22 protein-coding genes are annotated in these 19,031 nt (G+C 65.4%); 5 read left to right on the plus strand and 17 right to left on the minus strand.

The features are described from left to right. Positions 1-54 precede the first annotated feature (54 nt). Positions 55-993, plus strand: a complete 939-nt coding sequence (locus tag XH89_RS04335) for a dihydrodipicolinate synthase family protein (RefSeq protein WP_194465887.1) — start codon at positions 55-57, stop codon at positions 991-993. A 24-nt stretch (positions 994-1,017) separates the two neighbouring features. Here the strand turns inward: XH89_RS04335 and XH89_RS04340 are convergent, their stop codons facing one another. The 9 genes from XH89_RS04340 to phnG are packed head-to-tail and all read right to left on the minus strand — an operon-like array spanning position 1,018 to position 7,996. Then, positions 1,018-1,629, minus strand: a complete 612-nt coding sequence (locus XH89_RS04340) for a pyridoxamine 5'-phosphate oxidase family protein (protein WP_194465888.1) — start codon at positions 1,627-1,629, stop codon at positions 1,018-1,020. A gap of 22 nt (positions 1,630-1,651) precedes the next feature. Next, the gene (gene phnN, locus XH89_RS04345) at positions 1,652-2,248 is read right to left on the minus strand and encodes a phosphonate metabolism protein/1,5-bisphosphokinase (PRPP-forming) PhnN (protein ID WP_194465889.1); all 597 of its coding nucleotides are present in this window, start codon (positions 2,246-2,248) and stop codon (positions 1,652-1,654) included. Then, complete coding sequence (locus tag XH89_RS04350; protein WP_194465890.1) at positions 2,245-3,396, minus strand: alpha-D-ribose 1-methylphosphonate 5-triphosphate diphosphatase; 1,152 nt, start codon at positions 3,394-3,396, stop codon at positions 2,245-2,247. Before XH89_RS04350 ends, phnN begins: the two co-directional genes overlap by 4 nt. A gap of 12 nt (positions 3,397-3,408) precedes the next feature. Beyond that, complete coding sequence (gene phnL / locus XH89_RS04355) at positions 3,409-4,107, minus strand: phosphonate C-P lyase system protein PhnL (protein ID WP_194465891.1); 699 nt, start codon at positions 4,105-4,107, stop codon at positions 3,409-3,411. Between the two features lie 8 nt (positions 4,108-4,115). Continuing rightward, complete coding sequence (gene phnK, locus XH89_RS04360; RefSeq protein WP_194465892.1) at positions 4,116-4,913, minus strand: phosphonate C-P lyase system protein PhnK; 798 nt, start codon at positions 4,911-4,913, stop codon at positions 4,116-4,118. After that, positions 4,906-5,802 carry an alpha-D-ribose 1-methylphosphonate 5-phosphate C-P-lyase PhnJ gene (locus XH89_RS04365; RefSeq protein WP_194465893.1) on the minus strand — a complete coding sequence of 299 codons (897 nt, stop codon included), beginning with the start codon at positions 5,800-5,802 and terminating at the stop codon, positions 4,906-4,908. The genes phnK and XH89_RS04365 overlap by 8 nt, the downstream gene beginning before the upstream one ends. Continuing rightward, the gene (locus tag XH89_RS04370; RefSeq protein WP_194465894.1) at positions 5,799-6,914 is read right to left on the minus strand and encodes a carbon-phosphorus lyase complex subunit PhnI; all 1,116 of its coding nucleotides are present in this window, start codon (positions 6,912-6,914) and stop codon (positions 5,799-5,801) included. The genes XH89_RS04365 and XH89_RS04370 overlap by 4 nt, the downstream gene beginning before the upstream one ends. Before the next feature lie 4 nt (positions 6,915-6,918). After that, on the minus strand, positions 6,919-7,527 hold the full coding sequence (phnH, locus tag XH89_RS04375) for a phosphonate C-P lyase system protein PhnH (protein ID WP_194465895.1): 609 nt from the start codon (positions 7,525-7,527) through the stop codon (positions 6,919-6,921). A 4-nt stretch (positions 7,528-7,531) separates the two neighbouring features. Next, entirely contained in the window at positions 7,532-7,996 is a 465-nt protein-coding gene (gene phnG, locus XH89_RS04380; protein ID WP_194465896.1) for a phosphonate C-P lyase system protein PhnG, read from the minus strand. A gap of 120 nt (positions 7,997-8,116) precedes the next feature. Here phnG and phnF point away from each other — a divergent pair, with 120 nt between their 5' ends. Then, positions 8,117-8,845, plus strand: a complete 729-nt coding sequence (gene phnF, locus XH89_RS04385) for a phosphonate metabolism transcriptional regulator PhnF (RefSeq protein WP_194465897.1) — start codon at positions 8,117-8,119, stop codon at positions 8,843-8,845. 125 nt (positions 8,846-8,970) lie between these two features. Here phnF and phnE (XH89_RS04390) read toward each other — a convergent pair whose 3' ends face one another. The 4 genes from phnE (XH89_RS04390) to phnC all read right to left on the minus strand — a co-directional run bounded on the left by phnE (XH89_RS04390) (position 8,971) and on the right by phnC (position 12,570). Continuing rightward, the gene (gene phnE, locus XH89_RS04390) at positions 8,971-9,855 is read right to left on the minus strand and encodes a phosphonate ABC transporter, permease protein PhnE (protein WP_371825219.1); all 885 of its coding nucleotides are present in this window, start codon (positions 9,853-9,855) and stop codon (positions 8,971-8,973) included. Continuing rightward, a complete protein-coding gene (gene phnE, locus XH89_RS04395) occupies positions 9,813-10,697 on the minus strand; it encodes a phosphonate ABC transporter, permease protein PhnE (RefSeq protein WP_194465899.1) in 885 nt (294 codons plus the stop codon). Before phnE (XH89_RS04395) ends, phnE (XH89_RS04390) begins: the two co-directional genes overlap by 43 nt. Positions 10,698-10,773: 76 nt before the next feature. Beyond that, positions 10,774-11,703, minus strand: a complete 930-nt coding sequence (gene phnD / locus XH89_RS04400) for a phosphonate ABC transporter substrate-binding protein (RefSeq protein WP_194465900.1) — start codon at positions 11,701-11,703, stop codon at positions 10,774-10,776. A 57-nt stretch (positions 11,704-11,760) separates the two neighbouring features. Further along, entirely contained in the window at positions 11,761-12,570 is an 810-nt protein-coding gene (phnC, locus tag XH89_RS04405; RefSeq protein ID WP_194465901.1) for a phosphonate ABC transporter ATP-binding protein, read from the minus strand. A gap of 174 nt (positions 12,571-12,744) precedes the next feature. Here phnC and XH89_RS04410 point away from each other — a divergent pair, with 174 nt between their 5' ends. The 3 genes from XH89_RS04410 to XH89_RS04420 are packed head-to-tail and all read left to right on the plus strand — an operon-like array spanning position 12,745 to position 15,314. Next, the gene (locus XH89_RS04410) at positions 12,745-13,401 is read left to right on the plus strand and encodes a chloramphenicol acetyltransferase (RefSeq protein ID WP_194465902.1); all 657 of its coding nucleotides are present in this window, start codon (positions 12,745-12,747) and stop codon (positions 13,399-13,401) included. Continuing rightward, a complete protein-coding gene (locus XH89_RS04415; protein WP_194465903.1) occupies positions 13,398-14,591 on the plus strand; it encodes an alpha-D-ribose 1-methylphosphonate 5-triphosphate diphosphatase in 1,194 nt (397 codons plus the stop codon). Before XH89_RS04410 ends, XH89_RS04415 begins: the two co-directional genes overlap by 4 nt. An 18-nt stretch (positions 14,592-14,609) precedes the next feature. After that, positions 14,610-15,314: a DUF1045 domain-containing protein gene (locus tag XH89_RS04420; protein ID WP_194465904.1), complete on the plus strand. Its 705-nt coding sequence runs from the start codon at positions 14,610-14,612 to the stop codon at positions 15,312-15,314. A gap of 50 nt (positions 15,315-15,364) precedes the next feature. Here the strand turns inward: XH89_RS04420 and XH89_RS04425 are convergent, their stop codons facing one another. The 4 genes from XH89_RS04425 to XH89_RS04440 form a co-directional block, all read right to left on the minus strand. Next, the gene (locus XH89_RS04425) at positions 15,365-16,096 is read right to left on the minus strand and encodes an SDR family NAD(P)-dependent oxidoreductase (RefSeq protein ID WP_194465905.1); all 732 of its coding nucleotides are present in this window, start codon (positions 16,094-16,096) and stop codon (positions 15,365-15,367) included. Between the two features lie 192 nt (positions 16,097-16,288). Next, the gene (locus XH89_RS04430; protein ID WP_194465906.1) at positions 16,289-16,792 is read right to left on the minus strand and encodes a DUF6496 domain-containing protein; all 504 of its coding nucleotides are present in this window, start codon (positions 16,790-16,792) and stop codon (positions 16,289-16,291) included. 66 nt (positions 16,793-16,858) lie between these two features. Next, entirely contained in the window at positions 16,859-17,641 is a 783-nt protein-coding gene (locus XH89_RS04435; protein ID WP_194465907.1) for an alpha/beta fold hydrolase, read from the minus strand. 4 nt (positions 17,642-17,645) lie between these two features. Further along, positions 17,646-18,941, minus strand: coding sequence for an O-acetylhomoserine aminocarboxypropyltransferase (locus XH89_RS04440; protein WP_194465908.1), 1,296 nt, complete (start codon positions 18,939-18,941; stop codon positions 17,646-17,648). Positions 18,942-19,031: the final 90 nt, after the last annotated feature.

Raw genomic sequence — 19,031 nt, forward strand, 5'->3', positions numbered from 1 at the left:
CCATGGCCCGCAGGTGCAGCAAAACCAGCGGCAGGACGACAGGGAGATAATTCGATGCCGGTCACCCCCAACAAGGCCCAGCGCCCCTATCGCGGCGTGTTCCCGGTCGCGCCCACCATCTTCGACGAACGCGGAGAGCTCGATCTCGAGGGCCAGCGCCGTTGCATCGATTTCATGATCGATGCCGGCTCCAACGGCATCTGCATCCTCGCCAACTTTTCCGAGCAGTTCGTGCTGACCGATGCCGAGCGCGAAACGGTGATGCATGCGGTGCTGGAGCACGTCGCCGGCCGCGTGCCCGTCATCGTCACCACCACCCATTTCAGTTCGGCCGTCTGCGCGGCGCGCAGCCAGCAGGCCGAGGCCGCCGGCGCCGCCATGGTCATGGTGATGCCGCCCTATCACGGCGCGACCTTCCGCGTGCCTGAAAAGGGCATCGTCGAGTTCTTCAAGGTGCTCTCGGGCGCGATCAACATTCCGGTCATGATCCAGGACGCGCCTGTCGCGGGCACACCGCTCTCGGTTGAGCTGCTGGCGCGCCTGGCGCGCGACTTCGCCAACATCCGCTATTTCAAGATCGAGGTTGCAGGGGCGGCGTCAAAACTCCGCAGCCTGATCGAGGCTGGCGGCAAGGATATCGAGGGTCCCTGGGACGGCGAGGAGGCGATCACGCTGCTCGCCGATCTCGATGCCGGTGCGACCGGCGCCATGACCGGCGGCGGCTATCCCGACGGCATCCGTCAGATCATCGATCCCTATTTCGCCGGCGATCGCGAGAAGGCGAAGGCCGCCTATGAACGCTGGCTGCCGCTGATCAACTACGAGAACCGCCAATGCGGTCTGATCGCCTGCAAGGCGATGATGCAGGCTGGCGGTATCATCAAGTCGGATGCGGTCCGTCATCCGTTGCAGCCGCTGCATCCGGCGACGCGGGCGGGGCTGTTGGAACTCGCCAAGGAGCGCGACGCGTTGGCGCTGCGGTGGGGGAAGTAGAGTTACGCACGCAGCAGAGAGAGCTCACCACATCGTTGCCGCCGCCCGCTCCGGCCAGAGGCGGTCATACTCCGCGCCGCCGACCTTGTTCTGGCTCATCTCGGCGAGGATCTGGCCGGGCGTCGGCAGCGTTTTCGGATCGATGCGCTTGTCGGGATTCCAGAGGTCGGCGCGAACGATGGCGCGGGCGCACTGGAAGTAGATCTCGTCCACGTTCATCACCATGACGCTGCGCGGCGCCTTGCCTTCGACCTTGAACGAAGCGAGCAGGTCCGGGGCGACCGACAGATGCGCGCGGCCGTTGGCGCGGACCGCATTGCCGGAGCCGGGGATCAGGAACATCAGCGACACGCGCGGGTCGCGCACGATGTTGCGCAAGGAATCGATCCGGTTGTTGCCGCGCCGATCCGGCAGCATCAATGTCTTGGGATCGTGGATGCGGACGAAGCCCGGGAGATCGCCGCGCGGCGAGCAATCGATGCCTTCAGGACCGATCGTGGCCAGCGCCGCGAACGGCGCTTTCTCGATGAAGGCGCGGTAGAGCGGCGTGACGTGGTCGGCGACCTTCACGGTCGAGGCGTCGTTGGTGGCGCCGTAGATGGCTTCCAGCTGTTCGACCGTCTCAATCACCGACATTCCAATCTCCTTATTGTGCCGGTTACTCGCGCCAGCATTCGTTCCTGATCACGCGCACGAGCTGGCGACTGTGATAGTCCGCGCTTCCGGCATTGAGGATGGTGACATCGGCACTGCCCGAGGCGTCATCGACGCTACGCGCGAGCCGCTCGGCGATATTGCCGTCGCTGTGACGGGCGCGGGCGGCGAGCCGTTGTGCCAACACGTCCGGCGGCGCCGTGATCGCGACCACGACGACGTTGGCATAGGCTTGGCGCAGCGCGGCAACCACCGTGCGTGAGACATTGGCGACGACGGCCCGCCCGGCACGGATGTCATCGTTGATCTGCCGCGGCAGGGCATAGAAATGCCCATGTGCGTCCCAATGCACGGCAAAATCGCCCTGGTCGCGCGCGCGGGCGAATTCGTCGGCGCTCACCGCGATGTTGTCCTCGTCAGCAGACGAGGCCCGCGTCACGATGCGGCGCGGAAACACGACATCCGGGTCGCCGGCGCACGTCGCCTGCGCGAGTCGCAGCAGCGTATCCTTGCCCGCGCCGCTCGGGCCGACCACGAGCACGAGCCGGCCGGGACCGATCGCACCCGCCTTGTGCTGTGCTATGGTCCTAGCCTCGCTCATGCGACGCGGTGCCCTTCGCGCCAGACGCTGCGCACCACCGGAACGCTGCCCGCGACATGCACGCGGATCAGATCAGCTCGCTTGCCGATTGCAATCTCGCCGCGGTCGGTGAGGCCGACCGCATCGGCCGGCGCCTTGGTGACGGTGCGAACGGCCGCCGGCAGGCTGATCGACGGCGCATGCTCGGGCAATTGCAGCGCGCCCATCAAGAGGCTCGACGGGATGTAGTCCGACGACAGGATGTCGAGCAGACCTTCGCGGGCGAGATCGATCGCGGCAATGTTGCCGGAATGCGAGCCGCCGCGCACGACGTTGGGCGCACCCATCAAAATGTCGATGCCGGCCTGATGCAGGCCGCGCGCGGCCTCGATCGTGGTCGGGAATTCCGCCACTGCGACGCCGTCACGCACGGCGTCCGCAACGTTCTCCTCCGTGGTGTCGTCATGGCTCGCCAGCGGAATCTTGTAATCATGCGCCAGCGCCACGATCTCGCGCATGTTCGCCGCAGCGTATCTCTTCTGATAGTCGAAGCGCCTTGCGAACAGCTCGTCGAGCTCGGCATCGGTCATGCCGCCGCCCTTGCCGCGATAATAGTCGCGCAGCTTCACTTCGTCGCGAAACTGGCGCTGGCCGGGCGTGTGGTCCATCAGCGACATCAGCTTGACATCGGGGCGGTCGATCAGCTCCCTGGCTTCCTCGACCACGCTCGGCATCGGGATCTCGCAGCGCAGATGCAGGAAGTGATCGGCGCGCAGCAGGTTCGCCTCGCGCGCGGTGGTGATCGCGGCGGCGAGCACGCCGGCACGGCCGTCAACCTCCTCGGCACCGTCCTCGCGCCAGACCCGGAGCGAGTCGAACACGGTGGTGATGCCTGAGGTCGCGAGCTGGCCGTCATAGGAGATGACGGCCGCGACCGGATTCCAGAACACCTTTGGGCGCGGCACATAATGCGCTTCGAGATGGTCGGTGTGGAGCTCGATCAGGCCGGGCATGATGAGGTCGCCGCCGGCATCCTCGGCGCCCGCCGGCGCAGTCCCATCGCCGATCTCGGCAATCCGTCCATCGGCAAGAGCGAGCCAGCCTTGCTCGATCACCCGGTCAGCCAGCACGATCCTGGCGTTGGCGATGACGGTATCCTTCGGCTTCATATCCCTCTTCCTTCAGGCCGCGGCGGCAAAGCTGGTGACGTCGACGATACGGTCGGCAATCAAATGGCGTATTTCGTCGTCATGGACAATGGCGACCATGGCGACGCCCTGGCGCTTCTTCTCGGCCACCAGCTCGACCACCACAGCGCGGTTGGCGGCATCGAGCGAGGCGGTCGGCTCGTCCAGCAGCAGGATCGGCAGGTCCGAGATGAAGCCGCGCGCGATGTTGACGCGCTGCTGCTCGCCGCCGGAGAAGGTCGCAGGCGGCAGCTGCCAGAGCCTCTGGGGGATGTTGAGACGATGCAGGAGCGCGCCAGCGCGGGCCTGCGCGTCGGCCCGGCTCATGCCGTTCACGATCAAGGGTTCGGCGACGACGTCGATGGTCGCAACCCGCGGCACCGCCCGCAGGAACTGGCTGACATAGCCGATGGTGGCGCGGCGGATGTTGAGGACCTGCCGCGGTTCGGCGGTGGCGAGATCGATCGTCTCGCCGCGATGGCTGATTCCGATGCGGCCGGAGTCGCAGCGGTAGTTGCCGAAGATCATCTTCAGGATCGACGATTTGCCGGCGCCTGATGGCCCCGACAGCACGACGCACTCGCCGGGCTGCACCTGAAAGGTCACGCCGCGCACGACAGGCAGTTCGATGCCGCCTTGCAGATGCATCGTAAATGTCTTGGAGGCGTCGGCGATGTCGATCATGGCGGTCATAGCAGAACTCATGGCGGCAGAATCGAGGAGACGAGGAGCTGGGTATAGGGCTCGCGCGGATCGTCCAGCACCTGGTCGGTGAGACCTGTTTCGATGACGCGGCCGCCCTTCATCACCATCACGCGATGCGACAAGAGGCGCGCCACCGCGAGATCGTGGGTGACGATGACGACGGCGAGATGTAATTCGGCGACGAGATTGCGCAGGAGATCGAGCAGGCGGGCCTGGACTGAAACATCGAGCCCGCCGGTCGGCTCGTCCATGAACACCAGGCGGGGCCCGGTGACGAGGTTGCGCGCGATCTGGAGGCGCTGACGCATGCCGCCCGAATAGGTGCGCGGTGCATCGTCGATGCGTGCGACGTCGATCTCGACGCGTGCGAGCCAGTCGGAGGCAGACTCGCGAATGCGGCCGTAATGATTCCAGCCGACCGCCATCAGCCGCTCGCCGACATTGGCGCCGGCCGAAACCGCCATGCGCAGGCCCTGTGCGGGATCCTGGTGCACAAAGCCCCAATCGGTGCGGAACAAGAGGCGCCGCTCGGCCTTGCCGAGCGCGGCGAGATCGCGGGTGACGCCATCGCGCATCCGGTAGGACACGTGCCCGCCGCTCGCGGCGAGCTGGCCCGAGAGCATTTGCAGCAATGTCGACTTGCCGGAGCCGGATTCGCCGACGATCGCCAGCACTTCGCCCGGATAGAGCGCAAACGACACATCACGGCACGCCGCAATGCGGCCGAACGACTTGCTGAGTGACGTTGCGACCAGCAGCGGCTCATCGTTCTCGACCAGAGTCTGATCAGCCATTCGAGGCCTCCTGCACCTTGTCCTTGTAGGGCGCAGCGCTCAGGGCACCGTGATGGCCAGCGGCCCGACGTCCCTCGCAATAATCGGTATCCGAGCAGACGAACATGCGGCTGCCCTTGTCGTCGGTGACGATCTCGTCGAGGTAGGAATTTTCGGCGCCGCACAGGGCGCAGGGCGCGTTGAAACGGTAGGGCTCGAACGGGTGATCCTCGAAATCGAGCGACACCACGTGCGTATACGGCGGGATCGCATAGATGCGCTTCTCGCGGCCGGCGCCGAACAATTGCAATGCCGGGCAATTGTCCATCTTGGGATTGTCGAATTTCGGCGTCGGCGACGGGTCCATCACATAGCGCGCGTTGACCTTCACCGGATAGGCGTAGGCGGTCGCGATATGGCCGAAGCGGGCGATGTCTTCATAGAGCTTCACATGCATCAGACCGTATTCGGCGAGCGCGTGCATGCGCCGCGTCTCGGTCTCGCGCGGTTCGAGGAAGCGTAAAGGTTCCGGAATCGGCACCTGATAGACCAACACCTGATTTGCGTGCAGCGAGGTCTCGGGGATGCGGTGGCGCGTCTGGATCACGGTCGCCTCGTCGGTCGACGTCGTCGTCGCGACGCCGGCGGTCTTGGCGAAGAATTTGCGGATCGAGATCGCGTTGGTGGTGTCGTCCGAGCCCTGATCGATCACCTTCAGCACGTCCCTAGGGCCAAGGATCGCGGCGGTCACTTGCACGCCGCCGGTGCCCCAGCCATAGGGCATCGGCATTTCGCGGCTGGCGAACGGGACCTGATAGCCGGGGATCGCGATCGCCTTCAGGATCGCGCGGCGGATCATTCGCTTGGTCTGTTCGTCCAAATAGGCGAAGTTGTAGGCGGGCGCGTTCATTCCGCGGCCTCCTTCATGGCATCGGGCGCGTTGGCATCAGGAGAGCCCTCGGCAAATTCCTTGCGCAGCTTGCGCAAGAGGCCGAGCTCGGACTGGAAGTCGACATAATGCGGCAGCTTCAGATGCTCGACAAAGCCGGTCGCCTGGACGTTGTCCGAATGCGACAACACGAATTCTTCATCTTGCGCCGGGGCGAGGACCTCTTCGCCGAGCTCGCGGGCACGCAGCGCGCGATCCACCAGCGCCATCGACATGGTCTTGCGTTCGCTCTGGCCGAAAGCGAGGCCATAGCCACGCGTGAAGCACGGCGCTTCCGTCGCCGATCCCTTGAACTGGTTGACCATCTGGCACTCGGTCAGCTCGATCGACCCGAGCGGCACGGCGAAGCCGACGTCTTCGGCTGTGAATTCCACCTCGACCTCGCCGAAGCGGATCTCGCCGGCGAAGGGATGGTTGCGGCCATAGCCGCGCTGGATGGAGTAGCCCATCGCGAGCAGGAAACCCTCGTCGCCACGCGCGAGGTTTTGCAGGCGCAGGTCGCGGTCCGCTGGAAAGTTCAGCGGCTCGCGGGTGAGATCGCCGACGCTGCTGCCGTCTTCGGCCTGCGGCGATGATTCGATCAGCCCGTCGCGGCCGAGAATGTCGGTCACACGCGGCGTCGGCGCGGTGGAAGCTTCGGCCACGGCCGGCGCTTCCGGCACAAAGCCCTGGGCGAGCGAGGGATCGAGCAGGCGATGGGTATAGTCGAAGGTGGGCCCGAGGATCTGGCCACCGGGAATGTCCTTGAAGGTCGACGACACCCGCCGCTGCACCCGCATCGCGCCGGTGTCGACCGGCTCGCTGGCGCCGAAGCGCGGCAGGGTGGCGCGGAAGGCGCGAACCAGGAAAATCGCCTCGATCAGGTCGCCGCGCGCCTGCTTGATCGCGAGCGCCGCAAGCTCGCGGTCATAAAGCGAACCTTCGCTCATGACGCGGTCGACGGCGAGCCCAAGCTGCTCCGAGATCTGGTCGAGCGAGACTTCCGCAACGCCTTGATCGCCGCGGCGGGCATTGGCGAGCAGGCGATGCGCGTTCTCGATGGCGCGTTCGCCGCCTTTGACTGCGACATACATGCCTCTAGCCTCCCTTGCTCATGACGCGCGTGGTGCGCGGGATCGCCACGACGGCATCATCGGCGACCAGAACCACGTCGATGCCACGCGGGAACAGCGTCTCGTTGAAACGCAGCTGTTCGAACAGGTCGAAGGGCTTGAATGAAGCCTGCAGCGTCGCGACCCCGTCGATGCCGGGGCCGCGGAGCTCGAAGTTCTTCCCGAACTCCAGGCTCTCGACCTGAATGATGACGGTGGTCGAACGGTCAGGATATTCGTTGGTGCCGAGCGCGAAACGCTCGAGATTGGGCAGCAGCACGCCGTCGCTGATCAGCGCGAAGGCCGCGATCGAGGAATCTTGCACCACCGGCGCGCCGGTGTGGAATTTGAGCCACTTCAGGACGTCAGTGCTCTCAGCCATGCGCGCATCGAGCCAGAGCGGCGTGTCGTGATCGAACAGCGTCAACGCGATTGCAGCGGTGCCGCGCATCATTGGGCCCGCGGTTCCCGCCATCGGCACGATGCGCTGGACCGCGCCGGGTCGCGCCATCGCGTCCATCACCGAGCGAAAGGTCGATTGCGCCGACAACACCTTGTCGGCGAATCCCGGCGGCAGTTCCGCAATCGTTGTCATGGCCTCACCCTTCACCGCGCACCATGGTGTAGAAATCAACCTTCGTCGCAGCCGTTTCTTCGGCCTGTTGCTTGCGCCTGACCATAAGCTGCTCGCGCAACGGTGCGATTACGTCGCGCTCGACGGCAGCACTAAATTCACGTGACTGCACCAGCGCGTCGCACAGCGCGATCAGCCGCGCCTTCTCGCCATCACGCCCGAGCGTGTAGCCGAAGCCGACCTCGCCGCTCGCAAGCCGCACCGCTGCGCGCGACACCGTGGCTTCGCCGAGATTGAAAGGCGCGCCGTCGCCGCCGATCCGCCCGCGCAGCATCACCAGGCCATTTTCCGGTTCGCGCAGATCCTGATGGCCGGGCAAGGGAACGTTGCGGAGACGGGCGGCGATCTCGCCCGCCTCCGCGTGCGCCAGCACGGCCATGGCGGCCTGACGCTGGGCTTGCTGGGTGTTGTGCTGGGTCACCGAATCCACCGAATTTTTCTGCCGAACTTGTCGAATCCAAGTTGTCTATGATACTAGACAACTTGATACGGGAGCGCCATGACTGTTTCGTGACAAAGATGTGATTTCCGGGCTAGGCTGGCCGCCGACATGAGCATGCAGGACACCGCCTCTTCAGGCGTCGCGCTGTGGCGCCTCGTTGCCGACGGCATCGAGCGCGGCATCGCCGATGGCCGTTTTGCCGCTGGCGACAAATTGCCGGGCGAGATGGAGATCGCCGAAACCTATCGCGTCAACAGGCATACCGTGCGCCGCGCGCTGGCAGCCCTTGCCGAGCGCGGCATCGTGCGCGCCGAGCGCGGCAGCGGAACCTATGTCGAGGCCCAGAAGCTCGCCTATCCCTTGCGTTCGCGCACGCGCTTCTCGGAGATCGTCGGCGCCGAAGGCCGCGAGCCGCATGGCCGGCTGATCGAGGCGTCAGACGATGTCGCAACCCGCGAGCTTGCACGCGAACTGGGACTGAAGACCGGTGCGCCGCTGGTGCGCATCGAGGCGATCCGCCTCGCCGACCGCACGCCGATCTGCGTCTCCACCACCTGGCTATCGGCGGAGCGGTTTCCGGGCGCCGGCACGGTGTTTTCAGCCACGCGCTCGATGACGAAGATGCTCGAGCATTACGAGATCCGGGACTACCGCCGCGGTGCGACCAGGATCACCGCCGGCATCGTCGATGCGACCGATGCCGCGCGGCTCGACCTGCCGCTCGGGCGGCCGATCCTGGTGGTCGATGCGACGGATCTCGATCTCGAAGGCAAGCCGCTGGTGACCAAGCATTCGCGCTTTGCGGCGGAGCGGGTGGAGTTCTTGGTGGAGCCGTAGACCGCTCTACGAATCCGGTCTCGTAGGGTGGGCAAAGGCGCACTTGCGCCGTGCCCACCACCTGTCCATGAGTCGCAAGAAGTGGTGGGCACGCTTTCGCTTTGCCCACCCTACGGCACCTGTGATCAGGCCACCGCCCGCCTTCCAATGATCGCAAACCGCAGTTTGCCCGAGATGAAATCGATCGCGGCGACGGCGACCAGGATCATCAGGATCAGGAACGAGACCCTCTGCCATTCCAGCACGCGGATCTGCTCGGCGAGCTGGAGGCCGATGCCGCCGGCGCCGACGATGCCGATGATCGTGGCTGACCGCGTATTGGATTCGATGAAATACAGCACCTGGCCTGCGATGACGGGGAGCACCTGCGGCATCAGGCCGAAGCGGATCTCGTGCAGCGCGCTGCCGCCGGAGGCCCGGATGCCCTCGACCTGCTTCTGGTCGGCGCCCTCGATCGCCTCCGAGAACAGTTTTCCGAAGGCGCCGAAATCCGACACCGCGATCGCGAGCACGCCGGCGAAGGGGCCGAGCCCGACGACGTTGATCCAGACCAGCGCCCAGATCAGCGTGTCGACGCCGCGGATCGAATCCAGGAATCGCCGCACCGGGAAGCGGACGATGCCCGGCACAATATTGCGGGCCGCCAGCAGGCTGACCGGCAGCGCGAGCAGAGCGGCCAGCGTGGTGCCGAGCAGCGCGATCGACAGCGTCTCGCCCAGCGCCTGCAGATAGAGCGGCAGCGACGAGCCGGGATCGGGCGGCATCATCATCATGCTGATCCAGCCGAGCTGGCTCAGCCCCGAGATGAAACGCGACGGCGAGAAGTCGAGATCGACCAGGCCGAACACGAAGATCGCAAAAGCGGCGACGAGCATCGCCGGCGTCGCCAGGCGTGCCGAAGCCGGGCGGCTGAAGACATCGGGGTAGCGGGCGCGGAGCGCCGCGGTGTCGACGTCCTGCGGCTTGCTCAATTCCGCGCCTCCTTGCCGAACAGGCGGGCGCGCACCCAGCCGGTCGTGATGTCGATCAGGAAGACCGTGATGATGATGGTCACGAGGATGGCGCTGACGTCGGAGTAGTAGAACTTGCGGATCGCGACGATCAGCTCCTGTCCGATGCCGCCGGCACCGACAAAGCCCATCACCGAGGCCTCGCGCACGTTGATCTCGAAGCGCAGAAGGGCGTAGCTGGCATAGCCTGCCGAGACCTGCGGCAGGATCGCAAAGCGCATGCAGGAGATCCAGCTCGCGCCTGTCGAGCGGATGCCGTCGACCGGTTTCATGTCCGCGTTCTCGACGAACTCGGAAAACAGCTTGCCGAGGGCGCCGGTGGAGTGGATCGCGATCGCGAGCACGCCCGCCACCGGACCGAGGCCGAAGGCCATGACGAAGATCAGCGCGAACACGATGCCGGGCACCGTGCGGGCGAATTCAAGCAGCCGGCGTACCGCAAACCGCAGCCAGGGCGCCGGCGAGGTATTCTCCGCGGCGAAGAAATTGAGCGCAAAAGCGAGCACCGCGCCGATCAGCGTGCCGACATAGGAGATCAGCAGCGTCTCACCGAGCAGCTTCAGCCATTTGCGCAAGCCCCAGAACCATTCGCCGAAATCGGTCCAGACCCGCAGGCCGCTGTCGAGCGTGAGGATGCGGTCGAAATAGCTGATGAAATTGCCGAAATAGGTGAAGAAGGTGCGCAGATTCACTTCGGCGCCGATCGAGGCCACGATCAGTGCGGCGACGAAGACGGCGAAGCCCGCCAAGAGGCGCAAGCGCTTGCGCGCGACCACCTTGCGATAGGCGGCGTTGAGGGCAGCAAGTTGCTGCTCTGGGAGAATCGAAACCGCAAGCGTCATGAGTTCAGCGGGAAGGATCCATCAAGAAAAGGAGCCGGGTCCGTCGACCCGGCTCCAGTACGTCGTCCCAGCGAAATCAGGACGCCTTCTTACGCAGATTGTCGACGAATTTGATCAGCTCGATGGTCTTGTTGTAATCGTCGTTGGCGATCGGCTCCCACGGCTTGTTCTTGCCGTCGGAGAGCTTGTTGTAGGCATCGGGATCCTTCTTTGCCGCGTCCAGGAACGCCTGCTTGATCGCAGCCTTCATGTCGTCAGGCAGATTGCTGAGATAAGCATAGGGCGAGTTGATGATGAGGTCGGACTTCACGATGATGCGGAAGTCTTCCTTCTTCATCGGCGTACCGTCGGCCGACTTCACCATGCCCTTGTTGAGCATGCGGGTGAGGTTGGAATCGTCGTCCGCGTTCCACCAGTTGGCGGCGACGTCGACGGTGCCCTGGGCCAGCGCCAGCACGGCATTCTCGTGGCTGCCGGTGAACACGACCTTGGAGAAGAAGGAATCGGGATCGATGGCGAGCTGGTTCAGCTTGTAGCGTGGCATGTTGTTGCCGGACGTCGAATTCGGATCAACAAGCCCGAGATTCTTGCCCTTGAGGTCCTCGATCTTCTGGTAGGGCGACTTCGCCAGCACGTAGAACACCGAATAGTATCCCTTCGAGCCGTCGGAATTGACGTCGATCGCAAACGCATCGGTCTTCACACCGGTGAGCCGGGCGCGCGAGAACGACGCCGGACCATAATAGGCGACCTGGATGTTGCCGGCACGCTGGCCCTCGATGACGGCGGCGTAGTCATTGGCCACACGCAGCGTCACCTTCACCCCGAGCTCCTTCGAGAGATAGTTGACGAACGGCGTCCAGCGCTCGGTCACGCCCGAGCCGTTCTCAGCCGGGACCACGGCGAAGGTGATCTCCGGATATTTCGTCTTCCAGTCTTCGGCGGAAGCGGATCCGGCAAAGGTCAGCGCGGCGGCGCCGGCGAGAATGAGTCTGCGAGTGATCATATTAGCCCTCTTCCCAGGTTGAGATCGGTTGAAGCGAAAGTAACGATGCGCAGCGGCTCAGGCCGCGGCGGCCGTTCCGAGTGCCGGGACGCCCTCGGGCGCCGGAGCAGGCGTGCCGCCCATGACGTCGGCGGCTTCAAGATCGTAGAGCTCGCGCGCGACGAGGTCGGTCAGCGCCGACGGCGCGCCGTCGAACACCACGCGGCCCGCCGCCATGCCGATCAGGCGGTCGCAATAGCTGCGCGCCAGGTCGAGCGAATGCAGATTGCAGAGCACGGTGATGCCGAAATGCTTGTTGATGCGCAGCAGCGCATCCATCACGATCTTGGTGTTGCGCGGATCGAGCGAGGCGATCGGCTCGTCGGCGAGGATGATGTCGGGCTGCTGCACCAGCGCCCGCGCGATTGCGACGCGTTGCTGCTGGCCGCCGGAGAGCTGGTCGGCGCGCTGCGCAGCAAGTGCGGCGATGTCGAACTGTTCGAGCGCCGACATCGCCAGCGCCTTGTCCTGCTCGGGCCACACTTGCGACAGCGAGCGCCAGGCCGGCATGGTGGCAAGACGGCCCATCAGCACGTTGGTCAACACGTCGAGCCGGCCGACCAAATTGAACTGCTGGAAGATCATCGCCGAGCGCGCCCGCCACTGCCGCAGCTCCTTGCCGCGTAGTGCGGTGACGTCGAGGCCGTCGAACAGGATGCGGCCCTGCGTCGGCGCCACCAGTCGATTGATGGTTCGCAGCAAAGTCGACTTGCCGGCGCCGGAGCGCCCGATCACGCCGACGAAGCTGCCGGGGGAGATTTGAAACGAAGCGTCGTCCACCGCAGCTTTTGCGCCGAAGCGGCACGTCAGACCTTCAACCACCAGCATGCAGGGCTCCAGAGTAGCTGGAGCCCACCGCTATCCCCGGCCCTTAACACTTGTGTGACATGCGCAATGCGGTGCGGCGATCCTACACACCTCATCCCCTGTCATCGCATCGTCATGACGATGTCATCGAGCCGCTCGAAGAGATGCGTCCGCCCTCGAATTCCCGGATGCAACATGGCCAAGGTGCTATCGGTCGAGCCGACCATCGATCCTTCGGCGAAGCTGCGCGAGACCAGGCTCGGCGCCTACACCGAGGTCGGCGCCCGCACGATCTTGCACGAAGTCGCGATGGGCGACTATTCCTATGTCGTCAACGACGCGCAGATCACCTACGCCACCATCGGGAAGTTCTGCTCGATCGCGGCGATGACGCGGATCAATCCCGGCAATCATCCGATGCATCGTGCCACGCAGGCGCATTTCACTTACCGTTCAAGTGCCTACTTTCCGGGCGAAAGCGATGACACCGATTTCTTCGACTGGCGGCGCCGGCATCACGTCCATATCGGCCATGACGTCTGGATCGGCCACGGCGCGATCGTGCTGCCGGGACGCAACATCGGCACCGGCGCGGTCATTGCGGCGGGCGCCATCGTCACCAAGGACGTGCCGGCCTATACCATCGTCGCCGGCAATCCCGCGCGGATCGTGCGGCGGCGGTTCTCGGAAGAGATTGCCGGACGGCTGGCCAAGCTGGCATGGTGGGACTGGGATCACGACAAATTGCGCGACGCGCTGCCCAATTTCCGCACGCTCGCAATTGAAGATTTCCTGTCGGCATACGAAGCAGGGAATCCTTCCTGTGCGAGCAAACAAAGCGCGGTCGCGTGACAGACATTTTCATCGAGGGTGGCCGGACCCTGGTCGGCTCCGAGTTCACTGAGACTTCAGTCGCGGTTTCCGGAACCGACATTGTGCAGATCGACGCGCCTCGCGGCCGCGCGCGGCTGGCGATCGATGCTCGCAATTTGCTGGTGCTGCCCGGCATCGTCGACCTGCACGGCGACGCCTTCGAGCGGCAGATGATGCCGCGCGCCAGCGTCGATTTCCCGATCGACGTCGCGCTCGCCGACACCGACCGCCAGGTCATCAGCAACGGCATCACCACGGTGTTCCACGCCACGACCTGGTCGTGGGAGCCGGGCTTGCGCAGCGGCGACAATGCAAGGCGCCTGCTCGAGGCGATCGAGCGCCAGCGTCCGCACTTCGCCGCCGATACGCGCTTTCACCTGCGGCACGAGACCTACAATCTCGATGCCGAGGCCGAGATCGGACAGTGGCTCGCCGAGGGGCGCGTCGATCTGTTCGCGTTCAACGACCACATGGACGGGGTCGTCGCCGACATCTCCAATCCCCGCAAGCGCAACCGCATGGTGGAGCGCACGGGGTTGTCGAGCGAAGCGTTCGACAGGCTCGTCGCGAATATCGTCGCGCGCGCGGCCGACGTTCCGGCCTCGATCAGTCGGCTCGCGGCGGCAGCCCGCGCGGCCGGAGTGCGGATGCTCTCGCATGACGACGCGACGCCGGCGATGCGAAAGTCGTTTCGTGCCATGGGCGTGCGGCTTGCCGAGTTTCCGGTCAACGAGGAAACGGCGCGCGAGGCCGCGGCTGCTGGCGATGCCATCGTCTACGGCGCACCCAACGTCGTGCGCGGAGGCAGCCATACCGGCTGGACCAAGGCCTCGGACATGATCGCCAAGGGGCTCTGCTCGGTGCTGGCCTCGGACTATTATTATCCGGCACCGCTGCTCGCTGCCTTTCGCCTTGCCGCCGACGGCGTACTGCCGCTGACAGCAGCCTGGACATTGATCTCGGCGGGCCCTGCGCAAGCGACCGGCCTGACCGATCGCGGCACGCTCGCAGCAGGTCATCGCGCCGACATCCTGCTCGTCGACGTCAGCATCCCGCTGCGGCCGCGGCTGGTCGCGGTGATCGCGGCCGGCAAGCTCGTGCATCTGACCGATGCAACGCGGCTGCTCGGCACGGCGGCGGCGCCGCGCGAGACTGTCGTTGCGGCATAAATTGGTTATGCTCGCGTCATGACAGGTTTTCCCCGCTACGCGATCTATTTCGCCGCCGGCGCCGACAATGCGCTCTCCCGCTTCGGCGCTGAGTTGCTTGGCTACGATTCCTATACCGGCGCCGAGGTTTCGTTTCCGCAGGATGCGCTGAATGTCGCGCCTGATTGGCCCGACGTCGCCGCCGATCCCCGCAAATACGGCTTTCACGGCACGCTGAAGGCGCCGATGGCGCTGGCATCAGGCAGGACGGAAGCCGAACTCATGGCGGCTTGTGCAGCATTCGCCGGCAAGGAGCGGCCGATCCCGGTGATCCGGCCGGTCGTCGATGCCATTAGCGGCTTCATCGCCGTTATTCCAGCTGAGCCGGTGTCCGAACTCCAGCAACTGGCTGCCGATTCCGTTCGCGATTTCGACGCCTTCCGTCCGCCGCTGACGGTGGAAGACCGCGCGCGCCGCAAGCCCGAAAAGCTCACCGAGCGGCAGCGCGACTATCTCGATCGCTGGGGCTATCCTTATGTGATGGAAGAGTTTCGCTTCCACATGACCCTGACGGGCCGGCTCGATGCGGACCGGCGCGGGCCGATCCTGGAGATGTTGCGGGACAGGTTTGCGGGGCTGAAGCTCGAGAGGCTGGCGATCGATCGCATCGCGCTGTTCAAGCAGGATGATGCGAAGACACATTTCCGCATCATCGGCGAGTGGACGCTGGCGCAATCTTCGTAGGGCTGGCAAAGGCGCGCTTGCGCCGTGAGGGGGGCCGCAGGCGCCAAGCTCTAATTGAACGCCATCCCGCCACTCAGCGCGATCGTCTGCCCGGTCATGTAGGCGTTGTCGACCAGCAGCATAACAGCCTTTGCCACCTCGTCCGCCGTGCCGAAGCGGCCGAGCGGGATGCGACTGACGAGTTGCGGCTGGCTGCCCATCATGTCGGTCGCGATCAGCGACGGTGCCACGGCATTGACGGTGATGCCTTCCTTCACCAGCCGCGCCGCATAGCCGCGCGTGAGGCCCTCCATGCCGGCCTTGGAGGCATTGTAGTGCGGGCCGATCGAGCCGGCGCCGCGTGCGGCGCCTGAGGAGATGTTGACGATGCGGCCCCACTTGCGCGCGCGCATCGACGGCAGCACCGCCTGCGTGCACAGGAACGCGGATTTCAGGTTGACCAGGATGGTGCGGTCGAAATCGTCCTCGGTGAGATTGTCGACGCCGCGCGTGATGGCGATGCCGGCATTGTTGACGAGGATGTCGATCGGCCCGAGCCCGGCCGTGACGCGTTCGACCATGCCGGCCACGGCGTCCCGCCGAGATACGTCGGCGGGGGCGACAATGGCGCGTCCGCCCTGCTGTGCGATCTCGCCCGCCAGCTTCTCGGCCTGCCCGACCTGCTCGCGGCAGTTGATTGCCACCGCTGCGCCCGACGCGGCGAGGGCGCGACAGACCGCGGCGCCAATTCCGCGCGAGCCACCGGTAACGAGCGCCACGCGCCCCTTCAGATCGTCGGCCATATTCGCCCTCCTCCTTCTGCTCTGCCGGGGCGGGAGTTTACCATGCCGGCTGCGCAGAGCTGTTGAACTCATCGCGAGATGAAACGAGCTTGATGCCGCGACATGAGAGCCGATCACCAGCGCAACCGCGGCGGCATGCGCGTTTGCCCGCCGCGGCGCTGTTTCTCGGCGGGCACCGGCGCCCGCCCCCTATCAACTTCGGCGGCGCGCTCTGGTGCGGGCCGCCTTCTTGGCGGCGGCCGAGCGGACCTTGGCGCCTTTGGTCTGGCTCGCCTTCCGTGCGGCGGCCGAGCGCGAGGCTGCGCTTCGGCGGCTCGCGGCACCCTTGGCCTGCTTCGACAGCGCGCTTCGCGACGCGGTCGAACGCGGCTCCTTCTTCAGGACGCCTTCCACGGCCCGCGATACGCGCGGCCGGCGCTTCGGGGTGCGTTTGCCCTGGCCGACCTCATAGGCATATTTGGCGCTGCGCCGCGTCGCTTTCTTGGTGCGCCCCTTGCGCGGCGGCGGAAGGTCGACGCCGGCGCGCCGCGCCTCGGACAAGCCGATGGCGATGGCCTGCTTCGTCGAGCGCGCGCCGTGCTTGCCTTTCCTGATCTTGTCGATCTCGTCCTTGACGAATTCGCCGGCCTGGGTGCTGGCCGATTTGCCCGCGCGTCTGTCCTGCTTGGCTTTGCGAATGATGTTCTGTCTTGGCATGGGTCGAGTTCCCTCTTAGTCGCAGGGATGTCCGACCGCAACGCGCGGGTGCGAAGATTGATCCTATCAGCCCTTCAACGCCGCGAGCAGTTCGTCGGGCCGCTCGGCCATGATCATGTGGCCAGCGCCCGGTACGACAACGGTCTTCGCATGTGGAATCGCGCTCGCAAGCGTCTTGCCGGCCTTCGCCGGCGTCATCATGTCCCGTTCGCCGAGGATCAGTGTCGTTGGCACCTTCACGCTCGCAGCCGCAGTCAGCGCATTCGCGTAGGCATTACAGGCCGACAAATCCCGGAACAGCACGCCCGGCTCGCAAGCCTTCAGCACGGCCTGCGCGCCGCCATGCATCCACAGACCCGGTGCGAGGCTGCCGCCGAGCTCGGCGTTGAAGCCGAGACCCCAGATCGAGACCATGTCGAGCGCGTCCTGCGAGTTGGCTTCGGCGGCCTTCAACAGATCCGGGCCGACCGTCATGGTTGCAGCGGTGCCGATCAGGCTCAGCGCCGAGACCTTGTTGGGGTGACGCGCGGCAGTCTCCAGCGAGATCAGCGATCCCATGGAATGGCCGATCAGATGCGCCTTGGCAGCTCCGGCTGCACCGAGCAGCGCCGCAGTCCAGTCAGCCATCTCGGCGATGCTCGCGAGCGACGGCCCGGACGAGCGGCCGTGACCGGGCAGGTCAGGAGCCAGCACGCCAAAACCGTGATGCGCGAACCAGCGCGTGTGCAGTGCCCAGGTCGAATGATCGAAGCCGGCGCCGTGGAGGAAGACGACTGTGGGCAGCGACTTGTCGAACTCGCGGCCGCCGGTTGCGGCAAAGATCTCGGCGCCGTTGACGGAAAGCTTCATCGTGTCAAACCTTCTGCGAGATGCGCAGCGCCTGCGCGAGATCGTCGATGATGTCGGAGGCGGTCTCGATGCCGACCGACAGCCGCACCAGCTCCTCGCCGATGCCGGCGGCCTTCAGTTGCTCGGCGTCCATCTGCTGATGCGTGGTCGAGGCGGGGTGGATCACCAGCGTCTTGGCATCGCCGACATTGGCGAGATGGCTGATCATGCGCAGGGACTCGATGAACTTGCGCCCCGCGGGCCGGCCGCCCTTGATGCCGAAGGAGATGATCGAGCCGGCGCCACGCGGCAGCAGTGTCTTGGCGAGCTGATAGTCCGTGTGGTCCTCGAGCGAGGGATGCAGCACCCAGTCGACGGCCTTGTTGGACTTGAGCGCCTCCAGCACGAGATGCGTGTTCTGCATGTGCCGATCCATACGCACACCGAGCGTCTCCACCCCCTGTAGCAGCTGGAACGCGTTGGTCGGCGATAGACACGCGCCGAAATCCCGCAGGCCCTCGGTCCGCGCGCGCATGATGAAGGCCGCGGTGCCGAACTGCTCGTCGAAGACGATGCCGTGATAGCCGCCATAGGGTTCGGTCAGCACGCCAAATTTGCCGGACGCCCGCCAGTCGAAGCGGCCGCCATCGATGATGGCGCCGCCGATCGCGATGCCGTGGCCGCCGATCCATTTGGTCGCCGAATGCATCACGATGTCGGCGCCGAGCTCGATCGGCCGGCTGAGATAGGGCGTAGCAAAAGTGTTGTCGATCAAGAGCGGGATCTTCGCCTCATGCGCGATTCCCGCGACCTTGGGGATATCGAGCACCTCGAGCCCGGGGTTGCCGATGGTCTCGCCGATCACCAGCTTCGTGTTCGGCCCGATCGCCTTCCGGAATGCGTCGTGATCGCGCGGCTTCACGAAGGTCGTGGTGATGCCGAAGCGTGGCAGCGTATGGGCCAAGAGATTGATGGTGCCGCCGTAGAGCGAGCTCGACGCCACGATGTGGTCGCCGGCATTGAGCAGCGTCGCGATGGCCAGATGCAGCGCGGCCATGCCGCTCGCAGTGCAGATCGCGCCAATGCCGCCTTCCAGCGCCGCGAGCCGCTCTTCCAGCACGCCGGTGGTCGGATTGGAGATGCGCGTATAGATGTGGCCGGCGCGCTCGAGGTTGAACAGCGCCGCCGCATGGTCGGAATCCTGGAATACGTAGGACGTGGTCTGGTAGATCGGCACCGCACGGGCGCCGGTCACGGGATCCGGATGCTGGCCCGCATGCAGGCTCAGGGTCTCGAAGGCGGGTGGTTTGGGCGCGGGCATGCGTGGCCTCAAAGGTCGGTCGGCGATGGCGGCCCTTGTGCCATAAAAACGAGGGGCACGTCAGCCCATTGACAGTTCACAAGAGGTCGT

It is taken from the genome of Bradyrhizobium sp. CCBAU 53340 (assembly GCF_015291645.1).
In the GTDB taxonomy this organism is placed as follows: Bacteria; Pseudomonadota; Alphaproteobacteria; order Rhizobiales; family Xanthobacteraceae; genus Bradyrhizobium.

Excerpts from the sequence above, each read along its gene's own strand:
- phnH (WP_194465895.1), bottom strand. The coding sequence starts at position 7,527 with ATGACAACGATTGCGGAACTGCCGCCGGGATTCGCCGACAAGGTGTTG.
- XH89_RS04440 (WP_194465908.1), bottom strand. The coding sequence starts at position 18,941 with ATGCCCGCGCCCAAACCACCCGCCTTCGAGACCCTGAGCCTGCATGCG.
- phnK (WP_194465892.1), bottom strand. The coding sequence starts at position 4,913 with ATGGCTGATCAGACTCTGGTCGAGAACGATGAGCCGCTGCTGGTCGCA.
- XH89_RS04425 (WP_194465905.1), bottom strand. The coding sequence starts at position 16,096 with ATGGCCGACGATCTGAAGGGGCGCGTGGCGCTCGTTACCGGTGGCTCG.
- phnN (WP_194465889.1), bottom strand. The coding sequence starts at position 2,248 with ATGAGCGAGGCTAGGACCATAGCACAGCACAAGGCGGGTGCGATCGGT.
- phnC (WP_194465901.1), bottom strand. The coding sequence starts at position 12,570 with ATGCTGGTGGTTGAAGGTCTGACGTGCCGCTTCGGCGCAAAAGCTGCG.
- XH89_RS04435 (WP_194465907.1), bottom strand. The coding sequence starts at position 17,641 with ATGAAGCTTTCCGTCAACGGCGCCGAGATCTTTGCCGCAACCGGCGGC.
- XH89_RS04340 (WP_194465888.1), bottom strand. The coding sequence starts at position 1,629 with ATGTCGGTGATTGAGACGGTCGAACAGCTGGAAGCCATCTACGGCGCC.
- XH89_RS04370 (WP_194465894.1), bottom strand. The coding sequence starts at position 6,914 with ATGTATGTCGCAGTCAAAGGCGGCGAACGCGCCATCGAGAACGCGCAT.
- XH89_RS04430 (WP_194465906.1), bottom strand. The coding sequence starts at position 16,792 with ATGCCAAGACAGAACATCATTCGCAAAGCCAAGCAGGACAGACGCGCG.
- XH89_RS04350 (WP_194465890.1), bottom strand. The coding sequence starts at position 3,396 with ATGAAGCCGAAGGATACCGTCATCGCCAACGCCAGGATCGTGCTGGCT.
- phnF (WP_194465897.1), top strand. The coding sequence starts at position 8,117 with ATGAGCATGCAGGACACCGCCTCTTCAGGCGTCGCGCTGTGGCGCCTC.
- XH89_RS04365 (WP_194465893.1), bottom strand. The coding sequence starts at position 5,802 with ATGAACGCGCCCGCCTACAACTTCGCCTATTTGGACGAACAGACCAAG.
- XH89_RS04420 (WP_194465904.1), top strand. The coding sequence starts at position 14,610 with ATGACAGGTTTTCCCCGCTACGCGATCTATTTCGCCGCCGGCGCCGAC.
- phnE (WP_194465899.1), bottom strand. The coding sequence starts at position 10,697 with ATGACGCTTGCGGTTTCGATTCTCCCAGAGCAGCAACTTGCTGCCCTC.
- XH89_RS04410 (WP_194465902.1), top strand. The coding sequence starts at position 12,745 with ATGGCCAAGGTGCTATCGGTCGAGCCGACCATCGATCCTTCGGCGAAG.
- phnD (WP_194465900.1), bottom strand. The coding sequence starts at position 11,703 with ATGATCACTCGCAGACTCATTCTCGCCGGCGCCGCCGCGCTGACCTTT.
- phnL (WP_194465891.1), bottom strand. The coding sequence starts at position 4,107 with ATGACCGCCATGATCGACATCGCCGACGCCTCCAAGACATTTACGATG.
- XH89_RS04335 (WP_194465887.1), top strand. The coding sequence starts at position 55 with ATGCCGGTCACCCCCAACAAGGCCCAGCGCCCCTATCGCGGCGTGTTC.